Here is a 20,543-nt window from a genome sequence, read left to right on the forward strand (position 1 = left end):
ACAGTCCCATGTACGAACTCAGAGGCGTCACCAAGCGCTACACCCGCGGCAAGGACACCGTCCGCGCCCTCGACGGCGTCGACCTGACCATCCCCGACGGCGACCGGCTCGTCATCCAGGGCCCCACCGGCGGCGGCAAGTCCACCCTGCTCCAGATGATCGGCGCCCTCGACCGGCCCACCGAGGGCGAGGTCGTCCTCGACGGCGTCGACCTCGCCAAGCTCCCCGAGTCCCGGCTGACCAGGGTGCGCAGCGAGAACATCGGCTTCGTCTTCCAGTCCTTCAACCTGATCCCGACGCTCACCGCCCAGGAGAACGTCGAGACCGCCCTCGTCCCGCTCGGCGTCAAGGCCCGGGAACGGCGCGACCTCGCGGCCGAGGCGCTCACCTCGGTGGGCCTCGGGGAACGGCTCGGGCACCTCCCCGGCGAGATGTCCGGCGGCCAGCAGCAGCGGGTCGCGATCGCCCGCGCCCTCGTCAAGAAGCCCAAGGTGCTCCTCGCCGACGAGCCGACCGGCAACCTCGACGAAGGCATGCGCGACGAGATCATGGACGTCCTGCACACCATGTGGAAGGAGCACGGGCTGACGTTCATCATGGTCACCCACGACTCCGCGATCGCCCGCAAGGCCCCGCGGCTGGCGACCATCAGGAAGGGCCGGATCACGGTGAAGGAGAACGCCGTGTCCTGAACGGGCGTGCGTGCGGCGGGTGTTGAGAGGCGCCTGGTGAGGGTTCCCGGTGCGGGAGTGCGGCCTGCGGGGGGTGCCCGGTGCGGGGCGATCGCCACTCAGTGCGTGCTCGGTACGTACGGGCCGTGCGGGCCGCCCGACGCGCGGACGCCGTCGCTCGTGGCGGGCGGGGTCAGGCGGACGACGGCGTGGTCTGTGATCAGGCGGACGACGGTGTCGTCCGCGACCCCGCCCGGGTGGCGTCCGTGCCCCAGCTCGCCAGCAGCCGCAGCGCCTCCGCCGACGGGGAGCCGGGCTCCGCGAAGTACGTCACCAGCGAGTGCTCGGGGTCGCCCAGCAGTTGGAACCCCTCGAACCGCAACGACAGCTCGCCCACGAGGGGATGCCGCAGCTCCTTCACCCCGTGGCTCTTCTCCTTGACGTCGTGGGTCGCCCACAGCCGCCGGAAGTCGGCGCTCTTCACCGACAGTTCGCCCACCAGCGCCGACAGCCGCGGATCGTCCGGGTAGCAGCCCGCGTCCATCCGCAGCGTGCACACGATGTCGATCGCCTTCTGCTCCCAGTCCACGAACAGCTCGCGGTAGTCGGGCCGCAGGAACGCCAGCCGCGCCCAGTTCCGCTCGGCGGGCGGCAGGTCGCCCCAGTCCCCGAAGAGGGCCGCGGCCATCCGGTTCCAGACGAGGATCTCCGACCGCCGCCCCACCACGTACGCGGGCATGCCGTCCATCAGGTCCAGCATCTGCTGGAGCGCGGGCCGGGTGGGTCTGCCGCGCGCCGCCGTCTTCTTCTTGTGCTGCTTCGGCTTGGCGAGATGCGTCAGGTGGGCGTGCTCGGCGTCGCTCAGCCGCAGCGCGCGGGCGATGGAGTCCAGCACCTCCGCCGACACGTTCCGCCCGTTGCCCTGCTCCAGCCGCGTGTAGTACGCCACCGACACCCCGGCCAGCTGCGCCAGCTCCTCCCGCCGCAGCCCCGGCACCCGCCGGTGCCGGCCGTAGTCGGGCAGCCCGACGTCCTCCGGCTTCAGCCGGGCCCGCCGGGTGCGCAGGAACTCGCTCAGCTCGGCCCGCCGGTCCAGCCCGCCGCCGGGCTCGGCGGGGACGCCGCGGGCGGCTCGGGTCTGTGGGTCCATGACTCCAGTATTCACGGCATTCCCCGTCGTACGCGGGTCAGCCTGACCCCGCCAGTGGTAGGCACCGCGGACGTAGGCACAGCCGGGGTCTGGGTGGACCGCGCCGCCTCCGCCAGGCTGGGGACACAGCCGGTCCACGGATCAGACCGGCGCAACCCCCCTCTTCCTCCCGCTAGGAGAACCTGGTCATGACCACTGTCGCCGCGTACGCCGCCTCGTCCCCGAAGGCGCCCCTGGAGCGCACGACGATCGAGCGGCGACCGGTCGGTGAGTTCGACGTCCTGATCGACATCAAGTTCGCCGGCATCTGCCACTCGGACATCCATCAAGTACACGAGGGCTGGGGGGAGGCGACCTTCCCCATGGTCCCGGGCCACGAGATCGCGGGCGTCGTCTCCGAGGTCGGCCCCGGCGTCACCCGGCACGCCGTCGGTGACCGCGTCGGCGTCGGCTGCATGGTCGACTCCTGCCGCGTCTGCGACAACTGCCGCGCGGGCCTGGAGCAGTACTGCTCCGACGGCCCCGTCTACACCTACAACGGGGTCGGCAAGGACGGCGCGACCACCTACGGCGGCTACTCCGAGAAGATCGTCGTCGACGAGAACTACGTCGTCCGCGTCCCCGACGGCCTCTCCCTCGACGTGGCCGCCCCGCTGCTCTGCGCCGGCATCACCTCGTACTCCCCGCTGAAGCACTGGAACGCGGGCCCCGGCAAGAAGGTCGCCGTCGTCGGCATGGGCGGCCTCGGCCACATGGGCGTCAAGATCGCCCACGCGCTCGGCGCCGAGGTGACCGTGCTGTCGCAGTCGCTGCGCAAGAAGGACGACGGCCTGCGGCTGGGCGCCGACCACTACCGCGCCACCAGCGACCCGGCCACCTTCACCGAGCTGGCCGGCACCTTCGACCTCATCCTGTCCACCGTCTCCGCCCCCCTCCCGCTCGACAGCTACCTCTCCCTCCTCAAGACGGACGGCGCCTTCGTCAACGTCGGCGCCCCCGAGGAGCCCGTCTCCCTGAACCTCTTCTCCGTGATCGGCGGCCGCAAGACCCTCGCCGGTTCCGGCATCGGCGGCATCCGGGAGACCCAGGAGATGCTCGACTTCTGCGCCGAGCACGGCTTCGGCGCCGAGATAGAGCTGATCGCCGCCTCCGAGATCAACGACGCCTACGAGCGCGTCCAGTCCAGCGACGTCCGCTACCGCTTCGTGATCGACACGGCGACGATCTGACGAACCGGTCCGGCGCCCGCCCGCCGGTGGAAGCGAGGGCCCTCGGTGCGCGACCGCGCGCGCCGGGGGCCCTCGGCGCGCCCGGGCCGGGTCCGCCGGGGGCGGTCGGGGCGGTCGCGGCGACCCCCGGCTCGACCTGCGCCGATAGGTTCCCCGACCGGTCTTGTCCGAGTGGATGTGCGAGGCGGCCATCGCTCGATAGAGTCGTACCGTCACGTTTGGTTGTGGGGACAACCACGTGTTTTTTCGGCTGCCAACGTCCTGGGGAGGGCCCGCAGCACATGAGTCGTCGCGCATCGGGAACGGTCGGAGTCTGGGCGGAGGCGCAGCGTCAGCGCCAGCGTCATCTGGAGGCCGAGGCCAGACAGCAGAGGCAGCGCGAACAGCAGGCGCGCGCCTACCAGCGCCGGGCCGCGCAGAGCCACCGCGAGTACCGGCAGGCCGAGGCGCAGCGCCGCACCGACGAGTTGGACGCGCGCGTCGCCTCGCTCCAGGGGCTGCTCGCCGCGGGCTGCCGGGCCCCGGCGTTCCGGGCCGACTCCCTGCTGAAGGCCGTGGACATCGCCCCCTTCGCGCCGGGCCCGCTCGCCCGGCCGGTGCCCATGCCGGACTTCCAGCACTACCAGGCGCAGGGCGGCTGGACGGCGAACCGCCGCGCCCAGGCACAGGCCGACGCCCGCGCCCGCTACGAACACGACTGGCAGCAGGCCCAGGCGGCGGAGGCCCAGCGGCAGCGGCAACTCGCCTCCTACGAGCGGGAGTACCGGCAGTGGGCGGACGCCCAGCTGGCCGACGTACGACGGCACAACGACGGCATCTCGGCGATCACCGACGGCGTGCGCCGCCGCGACCCCGACGCGGTCGTCGAGTACTTCACCGCCGCCCTCTACGCCTCCACCGCCTGGCCGGACGGCTTCCCCCGCCAGGTGGTGGCCGCCTACGACGCGTCCGCCGGACAGCTCGTCCTGGACTGGGAACTGCCCGCCTACGACGTCGTCCCCGAGACCAAGTCGGTCCGCTACCAGTCCTCGACCGACCAGGACAAGGAGACGCCCCGGCCGGTCACCCAGCGCCGGGCGCTGTACCGCGAGGTGCTCGCCCAGTGCATGCTGCTCGTCCTGCACGAGCTGTTCGCGGCCGACGGACCGGGCGCCCTGGAGTCGGTGGCGCTGAACGGGTTCGTCGACGGGCACGACCCCACCACCGGCCGTCCGGACCGGCTGTTCCTCGCGACCGTGATGGCCGCCCGCGCCCCCTTCGGCGACCTGCGCCTGGCCCAGGTCGACGCGGGCAGCTGCCTGGCCGACGCGCTGCGCGGACAGCTCTCCGCCCGCCCGGACCAGCTCACCGTCGTACGGCCCGGCCGACGCCCGCAGGACGTGGGGAACCGGGTCGTCGCGCACGGCGGCGACGAGGACCCCGACCTGTACGCCATGGACCCGCTGGCCTTCGAGGAACTGGTGGCCGATCTGTTCCGGGCCATGGGGATGCAGGCGGTGACCACCCAGCGGTCCGGCGACGGCGGCGTGGACGTCGACGCCCTCGACCCGACGCCGATACGCGGCGGCACGATCGTCGTCCAGGTCAAGCGGTACCGCGCCACCGTGCCGCCCACCGCCGTGCGCGACCTCTACGGGACCGTGCAGGACACCGGCGCCAACAAGGGCGTCCTCGTGACCACCTCGCGATTCGGCCCCGGCTCGCACACCTTCGCCAGCGGCAAGCCGCTGGAGCTGATCTCGGGCACCGAACTGGTCGACCTGCTGCACCGCCACGGGCTCCGCGGCCGCCTCGGCGACGGCGGACGGCCCGCCCCGGACCGGGCCGCCGCCGCGACTGCCTCCGCCGCGCCCGCCGCCGGTCCGGGCGGGCCCGGCGACCGGCTGCCGGACGACTACAACGTGCTCGGCATGGGCTGGACCGGGGCCGTCGCGCTGGACGTGTGCGCGCTCGTCTGCCGCGGCACGCGCGTGCTCAGCGACGACCACTTCGTCTTCTTCAACAACCCGGCGACCCCGGACGGACGCGTGCGGGCGCTGCCCGCCACCGCGCCCGACAAGGCCGCGATCTGCGTCTCCTTCGACGGGCTGCCGGACGCGGCCGACCGTCTCGTCCTCGTCGCCGCCGTCGACCCGGAGGTCAATCCGGACGCCGACCTCGCCGGGTTCACCGACGCCCGCATCCGCCTGCTCGACCCGGCGCTCAACGAGCTGGGGTGCCTGGAGGTCTCCGACGGCCGCGCGGGGGAGACGGCGCTGGTGCTCGGCTCGTTCCGCCGCAGGGCGGGCGGGGACTGGGACTTCGTCCTGGGCGGCAAGGGCTACGCGGGCGGCCTGGAGGAACTCGTCCAGGACTTCGGCATCGAGGTGGAGTAGCGCCGACCCTCACGGGGGGCGCGGCACGGGGGAGTGGCACCCCGGTGCCGACCAGGGGGAGTGGCGTCCGCGACGGACGGGGCGTACGGGCTACTGCTCAGGGCGGACGCAGCCGCCTACTCAGGCCGGGTTGAGTAAGTACGCCCATGTCCGGGGCACCTCCGCGCGGCGAAGATCGACGCAGACGGCGCGGCAAGGACGCGGCGTCGCAGCGGTCCGGCCCGGCCGGCCCGCCTGGCTCAGCCAGGCCGGCCAGGCCGGCCATGCCAACCAGTTGAGCCAGGTCATCGTCCGGGACGTCCGGCCGGGGCCCGGCTCGTGACCTCACGGAGAGTCCCATGTCCCGTCGTATCGCCCTGTCCGTCGCCGCCGGTGTCGTCGTCCTCGGGGGTGCCGGTGCCTACGCGCTCGCCTACGCCGGGGAGCAGCCGCCCGCGCTCAGCGACAGCAGCGTCCGCTACACGGCCCCCCAGGGCGACCGCGACGGCTCGCTCACCTTCGTCACCGACGTCACGGCGTCCTCGGGCGTCAAGAGCCTCAAGGTGCTGGCCTGGCCCGAGAAGTCCGCCCTCGGCAAGGACGCGGTCACCGAGAAGGAGATGGCCGACGTGGAGTCCGCCGTCTGCGAGCCCGCCGGGGGCGACACCGTGCGCTGCACCTACAAGGTCACCGTGACCGCGGCGGACGCCGCCGACTCCCCGCGCGGCGCGTGGCACGTCGCCGCCCTCGCCACCGCCCGCGACGGCTCCACCGCCCTGGACCGCGAGGCCGCCTCCTTCACCCGGCGCTGAACTGCGGGCACGCGGTCCGGCGGATGCGGAATCGCGGGCGGCCCCCCGGTGTTGTGATGGGTGACGCGGGGACCCCGGTGACTTCGGTTGCGGGGCCCGCGGGACCGGACTGACCGAGAGGAGAGGGCCGCGATGGCTGCGCAGACGCAGAGGGCCGTACTGGCGGGCGGATGCTTCTGGGGGATGGAGGAACTCATCCGCCGGCTGCCGGGAGTGACGGCGACCCGGGTGGGCTACACCGGGGGTGACGTGCCGAACGCGACGTACCGCAACCACGGCACGCACGCGGAGGCCATCGAGATCCTCTACGACCCCGAGCGGACGGACTACCGGGCGCTGCTGGAGTTCTTCTTCCAGATCCACGACCCGAGCACCAGGAACCGCCAGGGCAACGACATCGGTCTCAGCTACCGCTCCGCCATCTACTACGTGGACGACGAGCAGAAGCGGATCGCCGAGGACACCATCGCCGACGTGGACGCCTCCGGGCTGTGGCCCGGCAAGGTCGTCACCGAGGTCGAGCCGGTCGGCCCCTTCTGGGAGGCCGAGCCCGAGCACCAGGACTACCTCCAGCGCTACCCCGACGGCTACACCTGCCACTTCCCCCGGCCGGGCTGGAAGCTGCCCGCGCGCACGACCGGCTGACCGGGCGACCCGGCCCCTCCCCGCAGGGGGCGGGGGTGACGGGGGGGGCGACCAGGTCAGGGTGCCGGTGCGGCTCAGTGCGGCAGGGACGCCGGGGTGCCGCCGTTCGCCTCGAAGCCCGCGACGGCCAGGGCGCGGTACACCGCGAACTCGGCCGCCGGGTCCGCCGACAGCGTCCACGGCAGGGCGCCCACGTGCCCGTCGACGTGGACCAGCTGACCCATCGCCTCCGCCCAGCGCTCCGAGCGCACCAGGAAGAACACCAGCAGATGGCGCACGTGCGCCAGCATCGGGTCGTCGGGACGGGCCGCGTGCACGGCGTACAGCGCGCCGTGCACCGCCTTCGTGACGACCTCGCTCCGGTAGAACCCGCTGACCAGGTTCACCTCGGGCAGGTGCTCGAACACCGAGAACAGCGGCATCGCCGCCAGCAGCGACCCGCGCGGCGCTCTCGCCGCCGCGGCCTCCGCGAACGCCCGCGCCGTGTCCCGCGAGCCGTGCCACTTCTCGCACAGGTAGTGCAGGGCCGCCAGGTGCGCGCCCATGTGCGCCGGGGCGCGGTCCAGGATCTTCAGCCAGACCTGGTCGAACTCCGCCCGCGAGTAGTTCAGCCCGCGCGCCACCGACAGCTCCACGATGTACGGCACCGGGTCCCCGGGGGCGAGCAGCGCCGCCTGCCCGCACGCGTCCCGCGCCTCCTCCATGATGATCCGGAAGTCGTCCGTGCCCGGCGTCGACGTCCGCCACGCCTGCTGGACCAGGAACTCGGCGTGCACCGCCGCGCCGCCCGCGTCCTTCGGCGCCTCCGCGCGCCACACCCGCAGCCACTGCCCGCCCGGCGCCTCGCTCACCCCGCCCAGCCGCTGCGCCAGCTCCAGCGCCGCCGCGCCCGCGAAGGCCTGCACGCGCTGCCAGCGCCGCTCACCCTCCGTCTCCGTCCCGGCCAGCAACTGCTGCGCCGCCCGGTGGTCCCGGGAGCGCTGCACGACGTCCAGCACGTCCACCAGGTCCTGGTCGGGGCCGGGCATGCGGATGTCCAGCTCCTCCTCGCGCACGAACCCGTAGTTCTCCGGGTCCGCGGCGTCCGGGTGTCCCGCCGGGACCTGTTCGATCATGCCCCGACGGCGCCGCAGCACCGGCACCAGCACGAAGCCGAACATGACCAGCGCGATCAGGACCCAGAGAATCTCCATGCCTCAAGGGTTCCAGACACCGCCGACAATTGGCCAACCCCTCCCCCCGCCCTGTGGAAAACCCCTCCCGTCCGGCCGTCCCGCCCCCGGAGGACGGCAGCAGCCCCCGCGGCGGACTACGCTCGGACCCCATGAGCGACAGGCACATCAGTCAGCACTTCGAGACCCTCGCGATCCACGCGGGCAACACCGCCGATCCCCTGACCGGCGCGGTCGTCCCGCCGATCTACCAGGTCTCGACCTACAAGCAGGACGGCGTCGGCGGCCTGCGCGGCGGCTACGAGTACAGCCGGAGCGCCAACCCGACCAGGACCGCCCTGGAGGAGAACCTCGCCGCCCTGGAGGGCGGTGTGCGGGGGCTCGCGTTCGCTTCCGGACTGGCGGCCGAGGACTGCCTGTTGCGCACGCTCCTGAGCCCCGGCGACCACGTCGTCATCCCCAACGACGCCTACGGCGGCACCTTCCGGCTCTTCGCCAAGGTCGTCTCCCGCTGGGGCGTGGAGTGGTCGGTCGCCGACACCAGCGACCCGGCCGCCGTACGCGCCGCGATCACCCCGCGCACCAAGGCCGTCTGGGTCGAGACCCCCTCCAACCCGCTCCTCGGCATCACCGACATCGCCGTCGTGGGCCAGATCGCGCGCGACGCGGGCGCCCGCCTCGTCGTCGACAACACCTTCGCCACGCCCTACCTCCAGCAGCCGCTGGCGCTCGGCGCGGACGTGGTCGTGCACTCCCTCACGAAGTACATGGGCGGCCACTCCGACGTCGTGGGCGGCGCCCTCGTCACCGGCGACCGCGAACTCGGCGAAGAGCTGGCCTACCACCAGAACGCGATGGGCGCGGTCGCCGGGCCCTTCGACTCCTGGCTGGTGCTGCGCGGCACGAAGACGCTGTCGGTGCGCATGGACCGGCACAGCGAGAACGCCACCAAGGTCGCCGACATGCTGACCCGCCACCCGCGTGTGACGCGCGTGCTCTACCCGGGCCTGCCCGAGCACCCGGGGCACGAGGTCGCCGCGAAGCAGATGCGCGCGTTCGGCGGCATGGTGTCGTTCCAGGTCGAGGGCGGCGAGGAGGCCGCGGTCGCGGTCTGCGACCGCGCGCAGGTCTTCACCCTGGGTGAGTCACTCGGCGGCGTGGAGTCCCTCATCGAGCACCCCGGACGCATGACGCACGCCTCCGCGGCCGGTTCGGCCCTGGAAGTACCTGCGGACCTGGTCCGTCTCTCCGTCGGCATCGAGAACGTCGACGACCTGCTCCAGGACCTCCAGCAGGCCCTCGGCCAGTAGGCCACCGGCCGTCCCGGTCACCAGCCCGTCAGCGGTGGGGTCGTCTCCGACGGCGGCTCCACCCAGGGCCGGGCCGTCAGCGCCCACACGGTGAACGCCACCGCGGCGGCCCACAGCAGCAGCCACAGCGCGCGCCGCGCGCGCTCCCGGCGGCGCAGCACGCGCTCGCCCCGGCGGACGGCGTCCCGGTGCAGATCGGGCGGCAGCCGCGGCGCGTCCCGCTCCATGATCCGCCGTACGGCGGCCTCCCGCTGGGGCCGGTTCACCGCTGCCTCCTCGCGCGCGTGACCCGCCTCGGCCGGAGGCGGCGCGCGTGCCGTACACAGCGTCCCGCGCGCGTCACGGGGTGGCCGCCTCGACGCCGGACCGGACGGGGGCGGGTTCCCGGGGCGGGTGCAGCAGGGTCGCCGCCGCCCGGTCGCACACGGCGTGGACGCGTTCCACGGGGAGCCCCAGCAGGGCCGCCGTCTGCTCCTCGGCGACCCCTTCGTAGAGCCGCAGCACCAGGACGAGCCGCTCGCGCGCCGTGAGACCGGCCAGCGGCCCGCTCCCCGCGGTGCCCGCCCGCCAGGGGATGCCGTGCCGGTACCAGGCGGTGTGGTCGAAGCGCAGCACGAGGTGCCGACGGGCCCGGTCGTACGGGTCCTCGCCGTGCAGCCGGTCCCAGTCCGCGTACGTCTGCGCCAGCGCGTGCGTCAGCAGCCGGCGCGCGTGCGGATGGTCGGTGCCGTCCTCCGCGGTCAGCAGGGCGGCCGTGTGCAGCAGCCGCCCGCCCGCCCCGGCGACGAACGCCTCGAACTCCCGGGCCCGCCGGGCGTTCTGGGCCGTACGCCGTGCTCGCACCGCGCGCCTCCCGCCTCCGGCGACCCGTCGCCCACCGCGGGTCCCCGGGCGCCTGGCCCCCTCGGGTCCCGGTCGCCCCGCCTCTCGCTCTCATCTGAGACCGGACGCGGGCCGCCGGTCAAGAGCCGCGCAGCCCCGGATGCGGCGCGCGCGTACGCCCGTGGCCGTCCTCCGGCCCGCCCGCCCCGCGCGCGTACGGCTCAGGAGTCCTGCACGGGCTCCCCGCCGCCGACGCCCTGCGGGGTCATGCGGGCGGACAGGGCGGTGTTGAAGCGGGACAGGAGCGCGCAGAACGCCTCGCGCTCCTGCGGAGCCCAGTCGTGCGTCAGCTCCGCCATCAACTGCCGCCGCGACGACCGCACTTCCTCCAGCCGGGAGACCCCGCGCGGCGACAGCTGGAGCACCACGGCCCGGCCGTCCTCCGGGTGGGAGGTGCGCTTGACCAGACCCGTGTCCACGAGCGGCGCGACCTGGCGGGTCACCGTCGAGGAGTCGATGCCCATGCTCGCGGCGAGCGCCTTGACGCCCATCGGCCCCTCCTTGTCGAGCCGGTTGAGCAGCAGGTACGCGGCGCGGTCCATGGAGTTGCGCACCTGGCCCACTCCACCGAGGCGGGTCTGTTCGGCACGGCGCGCGAAGAGCGCGACCTCGTGCTGGAGCGTGTCGAGAAGACCGGTGTCACCGACGGTCGTCATGTCCATCGACATTTCAGGTGTTGTGGGCATGGCCGGGGGCTCACTTCATGAAAGGGGTGCTGGGTTGGGGGACAGGGTACGCGGCCGGAAGGCGGGTCGTACCGACGCTTCGGAAACCGGTCTCGGTGGTTGGTCACAGCGGTCGTTCCCGCCTGTGAACTGCGATGCTGACGCCATGAGCTACCGCCCGGCCGACTCCTTGCGGCCCGTCACCCTCGACGACGTCCGCGGCGCGCAGAAGATGCTCTCGGGCGTGGCACGCACCACCGCGATGGAGGGCAGCAGGCACCTGTCCCAGCTGGTCGGGGCGCCGGTCCTCCTCAAGTGCGAGAACCTCCAGCGCACCGGCTCCTTCAAGCTGCGCGGCGCGTACGTGCGCATCGCCGGGCTGCTGCCCGAGGAACGCGCCGCCGGGGTCGTCGCGGCGAGCGCCGGCAACCACGCCCAGGGGGTGGCGCTCGCGTCCTCGTTGCTCGGCGTGCGCTCCACCGTGTTCATGCCCAAGGGCGCCCCGCTGCCGAAGATCAGCGCCACCCGCGAGTACGGCGCGGAGGTGCGCCTGCACGGCCTCGTCGTCGATGAGACGCTCGCCGCCGCGCAGGAGTACGCCGAGCGGACCGGCGCGGTGTTCATCCACCCCTTCGACCACGCCGACGTCATCGCCGGTCAGGGCACGGTGGGCCTGGAGATCCTGGAACAGTGCCCCGAGGTCCGCACCATCGTGGTCGGCATCGGCGGGGGCGGCCTCGCGGCCGGGATCGCGGTCGCGGTGAAGGAGCTGCGGCCCGACGTGCGGATCGTCGGCGTGCAGGCGGAGGGCGCGGCGGCGTACCCGCCCTCCCTGGCGGCCGGACGCCCGGTGTCGCTGCGCACCCCCATCACGATGGCTGACGGCATCAAGGTCGGCCGCCCCGGCGACGTGCCGTTCCGCATCGTCGGCGACCTCGTCGACGAGGTGCGCACGGTGTCCGAGGACGCGCTGTCCGCCGCGCTGCTGCTCTGCCTGGAGCGGGCCAAGCTGGTCGTGGAACCGGCCGGGGCGAGCCCGGTCGCGGCGCTGCTGAGCGAGCCCGGCGCCTTCGCGGGACCGGTCGTCGCGGTGCTCTCCGGCGGCAACGTCGACCCGGTGCTGATGCAGCGGGTGCTGCGGCACGGCATGACCGCCCAGGGCCGCTACCTGGCCGTACGGCTGCGGCTGACGGACCGGCCCGGCGCCCTCGCCACGCTTCTGGGGGTGTTGTCAGTGGTGGACGCTAACGTCCTGGACGTGAGTCACGTCCGGACCGATCCGCGGCTCGGGCTCACGGAGGCGGAGGTCGAACTGCACCTGGAGACGAAGGGTCCGGCGCACTGCGCCGAGGTCGGCCACGCCCTGCGCGAGGCCGGGTACCCGGTCGTCGACTGAGCACCGCCGCCTCGGCGGGACAGACGGTCGGGAACCGCTTCGTCACTCGTTCGAGTAAATCCATCGAAAGACGCGATACATCGCGTTATGGTGAGTCCCGTATCGCGTATCCCCACCCCGTTCCCTACGCCGATTCCACCCCCATCCCGCCCCCGATCCCCACCTCTACCCCCACTCCGACTTCCGCTTCGAATCCCAGTGGTTCCCAACGACGTGGAGACTCACATGCCAGGCGCGATCTACGCCGAAGGCCTGGTCAAGACCTTCGGTGACGTCAAAGCTCTGGACGGCGTCGACCTCGACGTGCCGGAGGGCACCGTCCTCGGCCTCCTCGGGCCCAACGGCGCGGGCAAGACCACCACCGTCCGCTGTCTGACCACCCTGCTCCGCCCCGACCGGGGCCGGGCGCTCGTCGCCGGCATCGACGTCCTCAAGAACCCCAACGAGGTCCGGCGCTCGATCGGCCTCTCCGGCCAGTTCGCGGCCGTCGACGAGTACCTGACCGGCCGCGAGAACCTCCAGATGGTCGGCCAGCTCTACCAGATGAGAGCGAAACAGGCGAAGGCCCGCGCGGTCGAACTGCTCGACCAGTTCGACCTCACCGAGGCCGCCGACCGCACCACCAAGACCTACTCGGGCGGCATGCGCCGCCGACTCGACCTCGCCGCCGCCCTCGTCGTGTCGCCGCCCGTCATGTTCATGGACGAGCCGACCACCGGCCTCGACCCACGCAACCGACAACTGCTCTGGGACGTGATCAAGCGCCTCGTCTCCGGCGGCACCACCCTCCTGCTGACCACCCAGTACCTGGAGGAGGCCGACCACCTCGCGCACGACATCGCGGTCGTCGACCAGGGCCGCGTCATCGCCCGCGGCACCTCCGACCAGCTCAAGGCCCGCACCGGCGGCGAGCGCGTCGAGGTCGTCGTCCACGACCGCGCGCACATCACCACCGCCACCGAGGTCCTGGCCGCCTTCGGCAAGGGCGACACCACCGTCGACCCGCACACCCGCAAACTCACCGTCCCCGTCACCGGCGGCGCCAAGCTCCTCGCCGAGGTCATCCGCGAACTGGACGCGCGCGGCATCGAGATCGACGACATCGGCCTGCGCCGCCCCACCCTCGACGACGTCTTCCTCTCCCTCACCGGCCACGTCGCCGAGACGAAGGACAGCGACGAAGCCGACGACGGTGACGACGGCGGAGGCGGCGGCCCCGGTACGGACGGACAGGCCGGGACCACCGGCACCGGAACCAGCGGCAAGGAGGCCGTGAAATGAGCGCCGTCACCGACGCCGCCAGGAGTACGCCCCCCGCTCACCCGCTGGGCCAATCGGTCCGCGACTCCCTGGTCGTTGCGAAACGCAACCTGATCCGCATGTCCCGCATCCCGGAGATGGTCATCTTCGGGCTGATCCAGCCCATCATGTTCGTGGTCCTCTTCACGTACGTGTTCGGCGGCTCCATGCGGATCGGCGACAGCACCAGCGCCACCGACTACAAGAACTTCCTCATGGCGGGGATCTTCGCCCAGACCGTCACCTTCGCCACCGCCGGATCGGGCGCCGGCATCGCCGACGACATGCACAAGGGCCTCATCGACCGGTTCCGCGCCCTGCCCATGGCGCGCGGCGCGGTCCTCACCGGGCGCACCCTCGCCGACCTGGTGCAGACGGCCCTCACCCTGCTGGTCCTCGCGATCGTCGCCCTCCTCGTCGGCTGGCGCGTCGGCTCCAACGGCGACACCGACGCCCTCCGCGTCCTCACCGCCTTCGGCCTGCTCCTCCTCCTCGGCTACGCGTTCACCTGGATCGGCGCCCTCATCGGCCTGTCCGTGCGCACCCCGGAGGCGGCCACCAACGGCGGGCTGATCTGGCTCTTCCCGGTCACCTTCATCTCCAACGCCTTCGTGGACACCGCCAACATGACCCCCTGGCTGCGCCACATCGCGGAGTGGAACCCGTTCAGCGCCACCGTCCAGGCCTGCCGCGTCCTCTTCGCCAACCCCGGCCAGTCCGCCTCCGACGCCTGGCCCATGCAGCACCCGGTCTGGGCCTCGCTGATCTACTCCGTGCTGATCATCCTGGTCTTCCGCACCCTGGCGGTCCGCAAGTACAGATCCGCCACCGCCTGACGCCCGTCCCCACCGTCGGCGGGACCGTCCGCCACCGCCGGGGCCGCCCCCGGTGTCCCACGCACGACGAGGCCCCCGCCGCCACGGGGGCAGCGGGGGCCTCGTCCGGCCGGAGGGCCGTCGTCAGGAGGGGGGCTCAGCCGTTGTAGGGCTCGGCCTTGAGGATGCGCACGGAGGCCTTCTTGCCGTTCGGCAGTTCGTACTCCGCGTCCTCGCCGATCTTGTGGCCGATCACGCCCGAGCCCAGCGGGGACTGCGGGGAGTAGGTCTCGATGTCGGCACTCGCGTACTCGCGCGAGGCCAGCAGGAAGGAGAGCGTGTCGTCCTCGTCCCCGTCGAAGGCGATCGTCACGACCATGCCGGGACCCACCGTGCCGTCCGCGGACGCCTGAGCCTCACCGACCTGGGCGTTCTCCAGAAGCTGGGTCAGCTGCCGCACCCGCAGCTCCTGCTTCCCCTGCTCCTCCTTGGCCGCGTGGTACCCGCCGTTCTCGCGCAGGTCGCCCTCCTCACGCGCGGCGGCGATCTTGGCGGCGATCTCCGTGCGCGCAGGACCAGTAAGGTACTCAAGCTCGTCCTTGAGCTTGTTGTACGCCTCCTGGGTCAGCCAGGTGACGTTCTCGCTGGTCTGGGTCACAGGGTGCTCCTCGTCGGTACTGGGAATACAAAGCATCGCCCTCCGGGAAGCATGTTCGTTCCGGGATGGGCGAAACCACGAGCCTAACAATTCAGCGGGCGAAGGGGGAGGACATAAGCCATGAGAATTACGTCCGCGCAGGTCAGCACCCCGGTATTGCCGGCGGCGGGAAAGCGGGGGCGGCCGGTGGACCACCCGGACCTCAGTCGGCGTGGCAGCCGACCAGCTCCGCCGTCGTACCGCGGGCCGTCGTACGCAGGGTGACGACCTCGTCGATGCGGGTGTCGGGACCCGAGAAACGGAAGTCGGCGCGGCCCACCTCGGCGCCGTCCTCCGACTGGGAGCGGACCGTGCAGTAGCCGGCGGCCCCCGCGTCCTTGCGGATCTCCAGGTGCACCTGGACCGCGCTCTCGGTGGTCTTGAACGAGATCAGCTCGCCGCTGAACTTGTTCTGCACGACGTAGTAGTAGCCGAAGTAGCCGATCACGAGGAGGAACACCGTACCGAGGACGGCGCCGAGGACCTTGAGCGTGCGGTCGGCCCGCTCGTCCGAGGAACGGCCGTAGCGGCCCTCGGGCGCTCGCGTGGTCGCCGTACTCATGATCGTCCTTTCGGCAGGGCCTGCGACCCGGGCGGGTCGAGGTCCGAAAGTGGGCCGCCGGGGCAGGACCACGGAATTATTGGCCGCCCGATTCGGTCACTATAGAAGCCGCCGATCGCACCCCCTCCAACCGGGGGGCGCCGACTTACTGAGGATTTGAGTCTTGACTGACCAGCTGCGACTGATGGCCGTCCACGCGCACCCCGACGACGAGTCGAGCAAGGGCGCGGCGACCATGGCGAAGTACGTGTCCGAGGGGGTGGACGTGCTGGTCGTGACCTGCACGGGCGGGGAGCGCGGCTCCATCCTCAACCCCAAGCTCCAGGGCGACAAGTACATCGAGGAGCACATCCACGAGGTACGCAAGAAGGAGATGGACGAGGCGCGCGAGATCCTCGGCGTCAAGCAGGAGTGGCTCGGCTTCGTCGACTCCGGCCTGCCCGAGGGCGATCCGCTGCCGCCGCTGCCGGAGGGCTGCTTCGCGCTGGAGGACGTCGACAAGGCGGCCGGTGAACTGGTCCGGCAGATCCGCGCCTTCCGCCCGCAGGTGATCACCACCTACGACGAGAACGGCGGGTACCCGCACCCCGACCACATCATGACCCACAAGATCTCGATGGTGGCGTTCGAGGGCGCGGCCGACACCGAGAAGTTCCCGGAGGCCGAGTTCGGCCCGGCGTACCGGCCGCTGAAGCTCTACTACAACCAGGGCTTCAACCGGCCGCGCACCGAGGCGCTGCACCAGGCGATGCTGGACCGCGGTCTGGAGTCGCCGTACGGGGACTGGCTGAAGCGGTGGAGCGAGTTCGAGCGGGTCGAGCGCACGCTGACCACGCACGTTCCCTGCGCCGACTTCTACGAGATCCGCGACAAGGCGCTCATCGCGCACGCCACGCAGATCGACCCCGACGGCGGCTGGTTCAAGGTGCCGCTGGAGCTCCAGCGGGAGGTCTGGCCGACCGAGGAGTACGAGCTGGCGAAGTCGCTCGTCGCGACCTCCCTCCCCGAGGACGACCTCTTCGCGGGCATCCGCGACAATGCCTGACATGAGCGCAAGCGTGAGCCTGGCAATGACGCACCTCGTCCCCCTCGCCAAGGAGGTCGACGAGAACAAGGTCACCCCCGGCGTCCTCGGCTTCATCGTCTTCGCGGCGATGGCGCTGGCGGTGTGGGGGCTGATGAAGTCCATGAACCGCCACATGGGCAAGGTCGACTTCGAGGAGAAGCCGACCGGGACGCCGACCGCCGACCGGACGGCGGCGGGCGCGGCCCGGACCACCGGCACCGGTTCCGGCGGTTCGGGCACCGGCTCCGGCTCCGCCTCCGGTTCCGGGAAGGCCTCACCGGCCCAGGGCTGACCCGCCAGGTACGGGTCCCGGCGCGCGGTCCGCGCCGGGACGGTGCCATCGGCACGCACCGACCCGACCCGCCCCGGGCGCGCCCCCGCCAGGCGCCGCCCCCGGTTCCCCGGCCTGTCGGCCCTCACGGTCCTCAGCCTCACGATTTTCAGCCCTCACGGTCCTGAGCCGTCGCAGCCGCTGACCGTCGCAGCCGCCGACCGTCGCAGCCGTCGGCTGTCGCCGCCGTCAGCCGTTGCCGCCCGCCGGTGCCGTCACCGGTACGCCCATCACCTCGCGGGCGTGCCGTCCCGGGATCATGCCGAGGCGCCACGCCTGCCAGCCCGCCTCCAGACGTACGCCCCGCTCCAGGAGAAGGCCGTACGCCTCCAGGTAGTCGCCGAGCTTGGTGTCGCGCAGGGGATGGGCGGCCCGCCCGAGCTGGGACAGCTCCTCCTGGGCGACGGCCGTGCCGACCTCCACCCCGCCGGGCGCCGCGTACGGCAGCAGCGTGCAGCGCAGGAAGCGGGCCCAGTCCTCACCCCGCCGGTCGCCGTACGAGGCGAACAGCCCCGCCGCCTCGTCGCACAGGGCCAGCGCCTGCGGGGTCCGGGCGTTGCCCGCGTCGACGATCGCCAGCTCCAGGCAGGTCCAGGCCTCGCCGTGGGCCACCCCGATCCGCTGGAAGTCGGCGCGCGCGTCCACCAGCAGCTGCCGGGCGAACCCTGAGTTGCGCAGCGAGCCGGTCTGCGCCGCCCGCTGGTCGCGGGTGACGCGCGCCGAATGGTGCCGGGCGCAGGCCAGGCCGTACACGTCCCGCATACGGGAGAAGAGCGAGCGGGAGCGTTCCAGCTCGCGGACGGCCTGGTCCAGCTCGCCGCGCTCCTCCAGCGCGAGCCCCAGGTAGTAGACCGTCCACGCCTCGCCGCGGACGTCCTCGTTGTCGTGGTGGCGGGCCGCCGCGTGCCGCAGGTCCTCCGCCGCCTCCGACGGCTCCCCGGCGATCAGCCGGGCGCGGGCCAGCTGGGTCAGCGCCCACGCCTCCCCGCGGGCGTCGCGGGTCCGCCCGTACAGATCGAGGGCCCGGCGCAGTTCGTCCTGGGCGCGCGGGACGTCGCCGCGGCGCAGGTTCAACTGGCCGAGCTGGTAGTTCGCCCAGGCCTCGCCGTGCGTGGAGCCGCCCTCGCGGTGCAGGACGAGGGACCGGGTGAGCAGGTCGAGGGCCTCGGCGAGCCGGGCCCGGTCACGTTCGACGGCGGCCAGCGCGTGCATCGTCCACGCCCGGTCGGTGGCCAGCTCGGGCGCGGCCTGGAGGTCGAGGGCCTCGCGCAGCTTCGCCGCGGCCTCGGTGAGGTTGCCCTGGTGGTGCAGGGTGATGCCGAGCGAGCACAGCGCGCGGGCGGCACCGGCGTCGTGGTGGGCCTGGACGTAGAGGTCGACGACCGAGCTGAGCGTGGTGCGGGCCCGGTCCAGCTCGCCGAGCTGGCGGGCGGCGATACCGGTCCGCCACTGCACCGACCGCACCAGCAGGTCCTGCCCCACCGACTGCGCCAACTCGCTGATCTCGCCCAGGCGGTAGAGGTCGCCGCGCAGCAGGCAGTAGTCGCAGAGCGCGCCGAGCAGACTCATGACGGCGGACTGCTCGACGCCGTCGGCGTGCCGCAGCGTCGCGGTGATGAAGCTCGACTCGTCGTCCAGCCAGCGCAGCGCCTCGTCGAGCGAGGTGAAGCCGTGCGGTGTGAAGCGGTCGGAGCGGGTCGACATGTTGCCGTCGACCAGCCGCAGCACCGAGTCGGCCAGCTCGGCGTAGCTCACGATGAGGCGTTCCTGCGCGGCCGTGCGTTCGGCCTGCTCCTCCTCGTCGGCGAGACGGGCGTGGGCGAAGGCGCGGACCAGGTCGTGCAGCCGGTAGCGGTCGCCGCGCACATGGTCGAGCAGTCCGGCGCGGGCGAGCGCGGTCAACTGCCGTGCGGCCTCCGCGCGGTCGGTGCCGAGGAGGGCCGCGGCGGCGGCCGCGCCCAGCGACGACCGCCCGGCCAGCGCCAGCCGCCGCAGCAGACGACGGCCCGGTTCGGGGAGGTCGGTGTAGCGCAGCCAGAGCGCCCGGTCCACCGGTCCGACCGGCCCGTACGCCCCCAGGTCCGACGCCAGCCGACGGGGCGAACGCGTCCCCAGCGACGAACCCGCCACCCGCAGCGCCAGCGGCAGCCCGCCGCACAACTCCCGTATCCGGTCGGCGGCTTCGGCGTCGTACGGCTCCGAGGACGCGCTCTCCCGCGCCGCCGCCCCGAGCAACTCCTCGGCGCCCGCGGCCTCCAGGGGCTGTACGGGCAGGTCGTGCACGCGGGCGGACAGGTCGGCGGGCAGCGCCAGCGGGCCGCGGGCCGTTACCAGGACGAGGCTGTCGGAGCGTTCGGGGACGAGCGCGCGGACCTGCTCGGGGTCGGAGGCGTCGTCCAGGACCACCGTCACAGGCAGCCCGGTCAGATGCTGCTGGTACAGCTCGACCAGCCGCTTGACCTGCTGCTCCGGCGAGGACCGCTCACGGAACAGCAACTGCTCGCGGGGGGCGCCGAGCCGGTTCAGGAGGTGCAGCAGCGCGTCCCGCGTCGACAGCGGAGCCTCCCGCCCGCCGCCCTGGCCCTCCTGCTCCGCTCCGGTACCGCCGCGCAGATCCACCACGCACGCCCCGCGGAACTGGTCGCGCAGATCGTGCGCGGCCCGCACCGCCAGCGTGCTGCGCCCGACGCCGGGCGGCCCGTGCAGCACGACGACCGTCGGCCGGGTCTCCGTACTGGCCCGCCCCGCCTGCACCCACTGCCGAATCTTCCCCAGCTCGGCCCGCCGCCCCGCGAACACCCCGTCCTGCTCCGGGAGTTGGGTGTACGACTGCCCCAGCACGGTCCGCCCGCGGGCCGCCGCGCTCTTGTCCGCGCCCCGCAACTGCGGCCCCGCCTGCTTCGGCGCGGTCGTCGCGCTCACCATGCGCTGCTGGTCCAGGAAGGGCCGGATGCCGCGCACCTCCAGCGCGGTCAGCCACTGGAGCCTCAACTGCTCGGCCCCGCCCGGCTGTCCGGCCGCACCCGCCCGATGGTGCGCGGCCGGCAGATGCGTCCCCGCCACCTTCACCACAGTGGCTGCCGCCCCGATGACACCGACGGCGACGCCCGCGCCGAGCGCGGTACCGGTGCCGGTGCCCAGCGCCAGATCGGTCACCGCGGCGGTGACGGCGGCAACTCCGGCCACCAGCAGTGGAGTCCGTCCTCCTTCCCGTGCGTAGCGCTGCCCGAAACTGACGTTCTGGGCGTCCGCCTCGTCCAGGGCGCGGGTGTACGCCTCGTACTCCTCGGCGGCCGTCGCCGCCATCCCGTCCAGCGCGCCACGGGCCCGCGTCATCAGCGTCTGACGGTCCGTACGCCCACCGGACCGCCGCACCTCCTCCTCGACGGCCCGCACCAACAGCCCCTCGGCCTCGGCCCGATGGCTGCTTCGCATCTCAAGTCCCCCTCCGGCGGCCATGACTTACTGGCCAAGTGTGCGGGGGGTG

The 20,543-nt window shown here is 72.8% G+C and carries 19 protein-coding genes; 11 read left to right on the forward strand and 8 right to left on the reverse strand.

Going from position 1 to position 20,543, the window contains the following annotated elements:
* The first annotated feature begins 8 nt into the window (after positions 1 to 8).
* Positions 9 to 692 carry an ABC transporter ATP-binding protein gene (locus ACIQPQ_RS05935; RefSeq protein WP_401300218.1) on the forward strand — a complete coding sequence of 228 codons (684 nt, stop codon included), beginning with the start codon at positions 9 to 11 and terminating at the stop codon, positions 690 to 692.
* Positions 693 to 891: 199 nt separating this feature from the next.
* Here ACIQPQ_RS05935 and ACIQPQ_RS05940 read toward each other — a convergent pair whose 3' ends face one another.
* Positions 892 to 1,821, reverse strand: a complete 930-nt coding sequence (locus ACIQPQ_RS05940; protein WP_401300221.1) for a helix-turn-helix domain-containing protein — start codon at positions 1,819 to 1,821, stop codon at positions 892 to 894.
* A gap of 188 nt (positions 1,822 to 2,009) precedes the next feature.
* Here ACIQPQ_RS05940 and ACIQPQ_RS05945 point away from each other — a divergent pair, with 188 nt between their 5' ends.
* The 4 genes from ACIQPQ_RS05945 to msrA all read left to right on the forward strand — a co-directional run bounded on the left by ACIQPQ_RS05945 (position 2,010) and on the right by msrA (position 6,861).
* A complete protein-coding gene (locus ACIQPQ_RS05945) occupies positions 2,010 to 3,050 on the forward strand; it encodes an NAD(P)-dependent alcohol dehydrogenase (RefSeq protein ID WP_401300223.1) in 1,041 nt (346 codons plus the stop codon).
* Positions 3,051 to 3,331: 281 nt separating this feature from the next.
* Positions 3,332 to 5,425, forward strand: coding sequence for a restriction endonuclease (locus ACIQPQ_RS05950; RefSeq protein ID WP_401300226.1), 2,094 nt, complete (start codon positions 3,332 to 3,334; stop codon positions 5,423 to 5,425).
* 338 nt (positions 5,426 to 5,763) lie between these two features.
* Positions 5,764 to 6,216 (forward strand): DUF5707 domain-containing protein, encoded by a 453-nt coding sequence (locus tag ACIQPQ_RS05955; protein ID WP_401300229.1) that lies wholly within the window; start codon positions 5,764 to 5,766, stop codon positions 6,214 to 6,216.
* 132 nt (positions 6,217 to 6,348) lie between these two features.
* A complete protein-coding gene (gene msrA, locus ACIQPQ_RS05960; RefSeq protein WP_383770371.1) occupies positions 6,349 to 6,861 on the forward strand; it encodes a peptide-methionine (S)-S-oxide reductase MsrA in 513 nt (170 codons plus the stop codon).
* A 74-nt stretch (positions 6,862 to 6,935) separates the two neighbouring features.
* On the opposite strand, the gene ACIQPQ_RS05965 is transcribed toward msrA, so the two are convergent.
* Entirely contained in the window at positions 6,936 to 8,054 is a 1,119-nt protein-coding gene (locus tag ACIQPQ_RS05965) for a hypothetical protein (protein WP_401300232.1), read from the reverse strand.
* A 131-nt stretch (positions 8,055 to 8,185) separates the two neighbouring features.
* Between ACIQPQ_RS05965 and ACIQPQ_RS05970 the strand changes: the two genes are divergently transcribed.
* Entirely contained in the window at positions 8,186 to 9,343 is a 1,158-nt protein-coding gene (locus ACIQPQ_RS05970; protein ID WP_401300235.1) for a cystathionine gamma-synthase, read from the forward strand.
* A gap of 17 nt (positions 9,344 to 9,360) precedes the next feature.
* Here the strand turns inward: ACIQPQ_RS05970 and ACIQPQ_RS05975 are convergent, their stop codons facing one another.
* From ACIQPQ_RS05975 to ACIQPQ_RS05985, 3 genes are all read right to left on the reverse strand, one after another.
* Entirely contained in the window at positions 9,361 to 9,609 is a 249-nt protein-coding gene (locus tag ACIQPQ_RS05975; protein ID WP_383770364.1) for a hypothetical protein, read from the reverse strand.
* Between the two features lie 73 nt (positions 9,610 to 9,682).
* Positions 9,683 to 10,186, reverse strand: coding sequence for a sigma factor-like helix-turn-helix DNA-binding protein (locus ACIQPQ_RS05980; RefSeq protein ID WP_401300239.1), 504 nt, complete (start codon positions 10,184 to 10,186; stop codon positions 9,683 to 9,685).
* A gap of 200 nt (positions 10,187 to 10,386) precedes the next feature.
* Positions 10,387 to 10,893, reverse strand: a complete 507-nt coding sequence (locus ACIQPQ_RS05985) for a MarR family winged helix-turn-helix transcriptional regulator (RefSeq protein WP_383770733.1) — start codon at positions 10,891 to 10,893, stop codon at positions 10,387 to 10,389.
* Positions 10,894 to 11,056: 163 nt separating this feature from the next.
* On the opposite strand from ACIQPQ_RS05985, the gene ilvA reads away from it, so the two are divergent.
* The 3 genes from ilvA (at position 11,057) to ACIQPQ_RS06000 (ending at position 14,421) form a co-directional block, all read left to right on the forward strand.
* On the forward strand, positions 11,057 to 12,286 hold the full coding sequence (gene ilvA / locus ACIQPQ_RS05990; protein ID WP_401300242.1) for a threonine ammonia-lyase: 1,230 nt from the start codon (positions 11,057 to 11,059) through the stop codon (positions 12,284 to 12,286).
* A gap of 225 nt (positions 12,287 to 12,511) precedes the next feature.
* A complete protein-coding gene (locus tag ACIQPQ_RS05995; RefSeq protein WP_401300245.1) occupies positions 12,512 to 13,567 on the forward strand; it encodes an ATP-binding cassette domain-containing protein in 1,056 nt (351 codons plus the stop codon).
* Positions 13,564 to 14,421, forward strand: coding sequence for an ABC transporter permease (locus ACIQPQ_RS06000; protein WP_401300247.1), 858 nt, complete (start codon positions 13,564 to 13,566; stop codon positions 14,419 to 14,421). The genes ACIQPQ_RS05995 and ACIQPQ_RS06000 overlap by 4 nt, the downstream gene beginning before the upstream one ends.
* Positions 14,422 to 14,557: 136 nt before the next feature.
* Here ACIQPQ_RS06000 and greA read toward each other — a convergent pair whose 3' ends face one another.
* Positions 14,558 to 15,058, reverse strand: a complete 501-nt coding sequence (greA, locus tag ACIQPQ_RS06005; protein WP_383770350.1) for a transcription elongation factor GreA — start codon at positions 15,056 to 15,058, stop codon at positions 14,558 to 14,560.
* Positions 15,059 to 15,260: 202 nt separating this feature from the next.
* The gene (locus ACIQPQ_RS06010) at positions 15,261 to 15,659 is read right to left on the reverse strand and encodes a DUF4307 domain-containing protein (RefSeq protein ID WP_401300250.1); all 399 of its coding nucleotides are present in this window, start codon (positions 15,657 to 15,659) and stop codon (positions 15,261 to 15,263) included.
* Between the two features lie 163 nt (positions 15,660 to 15,822).
* Between ACIQPQ_RS06010 and mca the strand changes: the two genes are divergently transcribed.
* Both mca and ACIQPQ_RS06020 read left to right on the forward strand, forming a co-directional pair.
* Positions 15,823 to 16,704, forward strand: coding sequence for a mycothiol conjugate amidase Mca (mca, locus tag ACIQPQ_RS06015; RefSeq protein WP_383770344.1), 882 nt, complete (start codon positions 15,823 to 15,825; stop codon positions 16,702 to 16,704).
* On the forward strand, positions 16,697 to 17,017 hold the full coding sequence (locus tag ACIQPQ_RS06020) for a hypothetical protein (protein ID WP_401300252.1): 321 nt from the start codon (positions 16,697 to 16,699) through the stop codon (positions 17,015 to 17,017). Before mca ends, ACIQPQ_RS06020 begins: the two co-directional genes overlap by 8 nt.
* A gap of 228 nt (positions 17,018 to 17,245) precedes the next feature.
* Here the strand turns inward: ACIQPQ_RS06020 and ACIQPQ_RS06025 are convergent, their stop codons facing one another.
* On the reverse strand, positions 17,246 to 20,491 hold the full coding sequence (locus tag ACIQPQ_RS06025; RefSeq protein WP_401300255.1) for a tetratricopeptide repeat protein: 3,246 nt from the start codon (positions 20,489 to 20,491) through the stop codon (positions 17,246 to 17,248).
* Positions 20,492 to 20,543 lie beyond the last annotated feature (52 nt).

It is taken from the genome of Streptomyces sp. NPDC091281 (assembly GCF_044757425.1).
Lineage (GTDB): Bacteria > Actinomycetota > Actinomycetes > Streptomycetales > Streptomycetaceae > Streptomyces.

What these genes read in the sequence shown, in the direction of transcription:
- ACIQPQ_RS05935 (WP_401300218.1), top strand. Translation starts at nt 9, where the DNA reads ATGTACGAACTCAGAGGCGTCACCAAGCGCTACACCCGCGGCAAGGAC.
- ACIQPQ_RS05940 (WP_401300221.1), bottom strand. Translation starts at nt 1,821, where the DNA reads ATGGACCCACAGACCCGAGCCGCCCGCGGCGTCCCCGCCGAGCCCGGC.
- ACIQPQ_RS05945 (WP_401300223.1), top strand. Translation starts at nt 2,010, where the DNA reads ATGACCACTGTCGCCGCGTACGCCGCCTCGTCCCCGAAGGCGCCCCTG.
- ACIQPQ_RS05950 (WP_401300226.1), top strand. Translation starts at nt 3,332, where the DNA reads ATGAGTCGTCGCGCATCGGGAACGGTCGGAGTCTGGGCGGAGGCGCAG.
- ACIQPQ_RS05955 (WP_401300229.1), top strand. Translation starts at nt 5,764, where the DNA reads ATGTCCCGTCGTATCGCCCTGTCCGTCGCCGCCGGTGTCGTCGTCCTC.
- msrA (WP_383770371.1), top strand. Translation starts at nt 6,349, where the DNA reads ATGGCTGCGCAGACGCAGAGGGCCGTACTGGCGGGCGGATGCTTCTGG.
- ACIQPQ_RS05965 (WP_401300232.1), bottom strand. Translation starts at nt 8,054, where the DNA reads ATGGAGATTCTCTGGGTCCTGATCGCGCTGGTCATGTTCGGCTTCGTG.
- ACIQPQ_RS05970 (WP_401300235.1), top strand. Translation starts at nt 8,186, where the DNA reads ATGAGCGACAGGCACATCAGTCAGCACTTCGAGACCCTCGCGATCCAC.
- ACIQPQ_RS05985 (WP_383770733.1), bottom strand. Translation starts at nt 10,893, where the DNA reads ATGTCGATGGACATGACGACCGTCGGTGACACCGGTCTTCTCGACACG.
- ilvA (WP_401300242.1), top strand. Translation starts at nt 11,057, where the DNA reads ATGAGCTACCGCCCGGCCGACTCCTTGCGGCCCGTCACCCTCGACGAC.
- ACIQPQ_RS05995 (WP_401300245.1), top strand. Translation starts at nt 12,512, where the DNA reads ATGCCAGGCGCGATCTACGCCGAAGGCCTGGTCAAGACCTTCGGTGAC.
- ACIQPQ_RS06000 (WP_401300247.1), top strand. Translation starts at nt 13,564, where the DNA reads ATGAGCGCCGTCACCGACGCCGCCAGGAGTACGCCCCCCGCTCACCCG.
- ACIQPQ_RS06010 (WP_401300250.1), bottom strand. Translation starts at nt 15,659, where the DNA reads ATGAGTACGGCGACCACGCGAGCGCCCGAGGGCCGCTACGGCCGTTCC.
- ACIQPQ_RS06020 (WP_401300252.1), top strand. Translation starts at nt 16,697, where the DNA reads ATGCCTGACATGAGCGCAAGCGTGAGCCTGGCAATGACGCACCTCGTC.
- ACIQPQ_RS06025 (WP_401300255.1), bottom strand. Translation starts at nt 20,491, where the DNA reads ATGCGAAGCAGCCATCGGGCCGAGGCCGAGGGGCTGTTGGTGCGGGCC.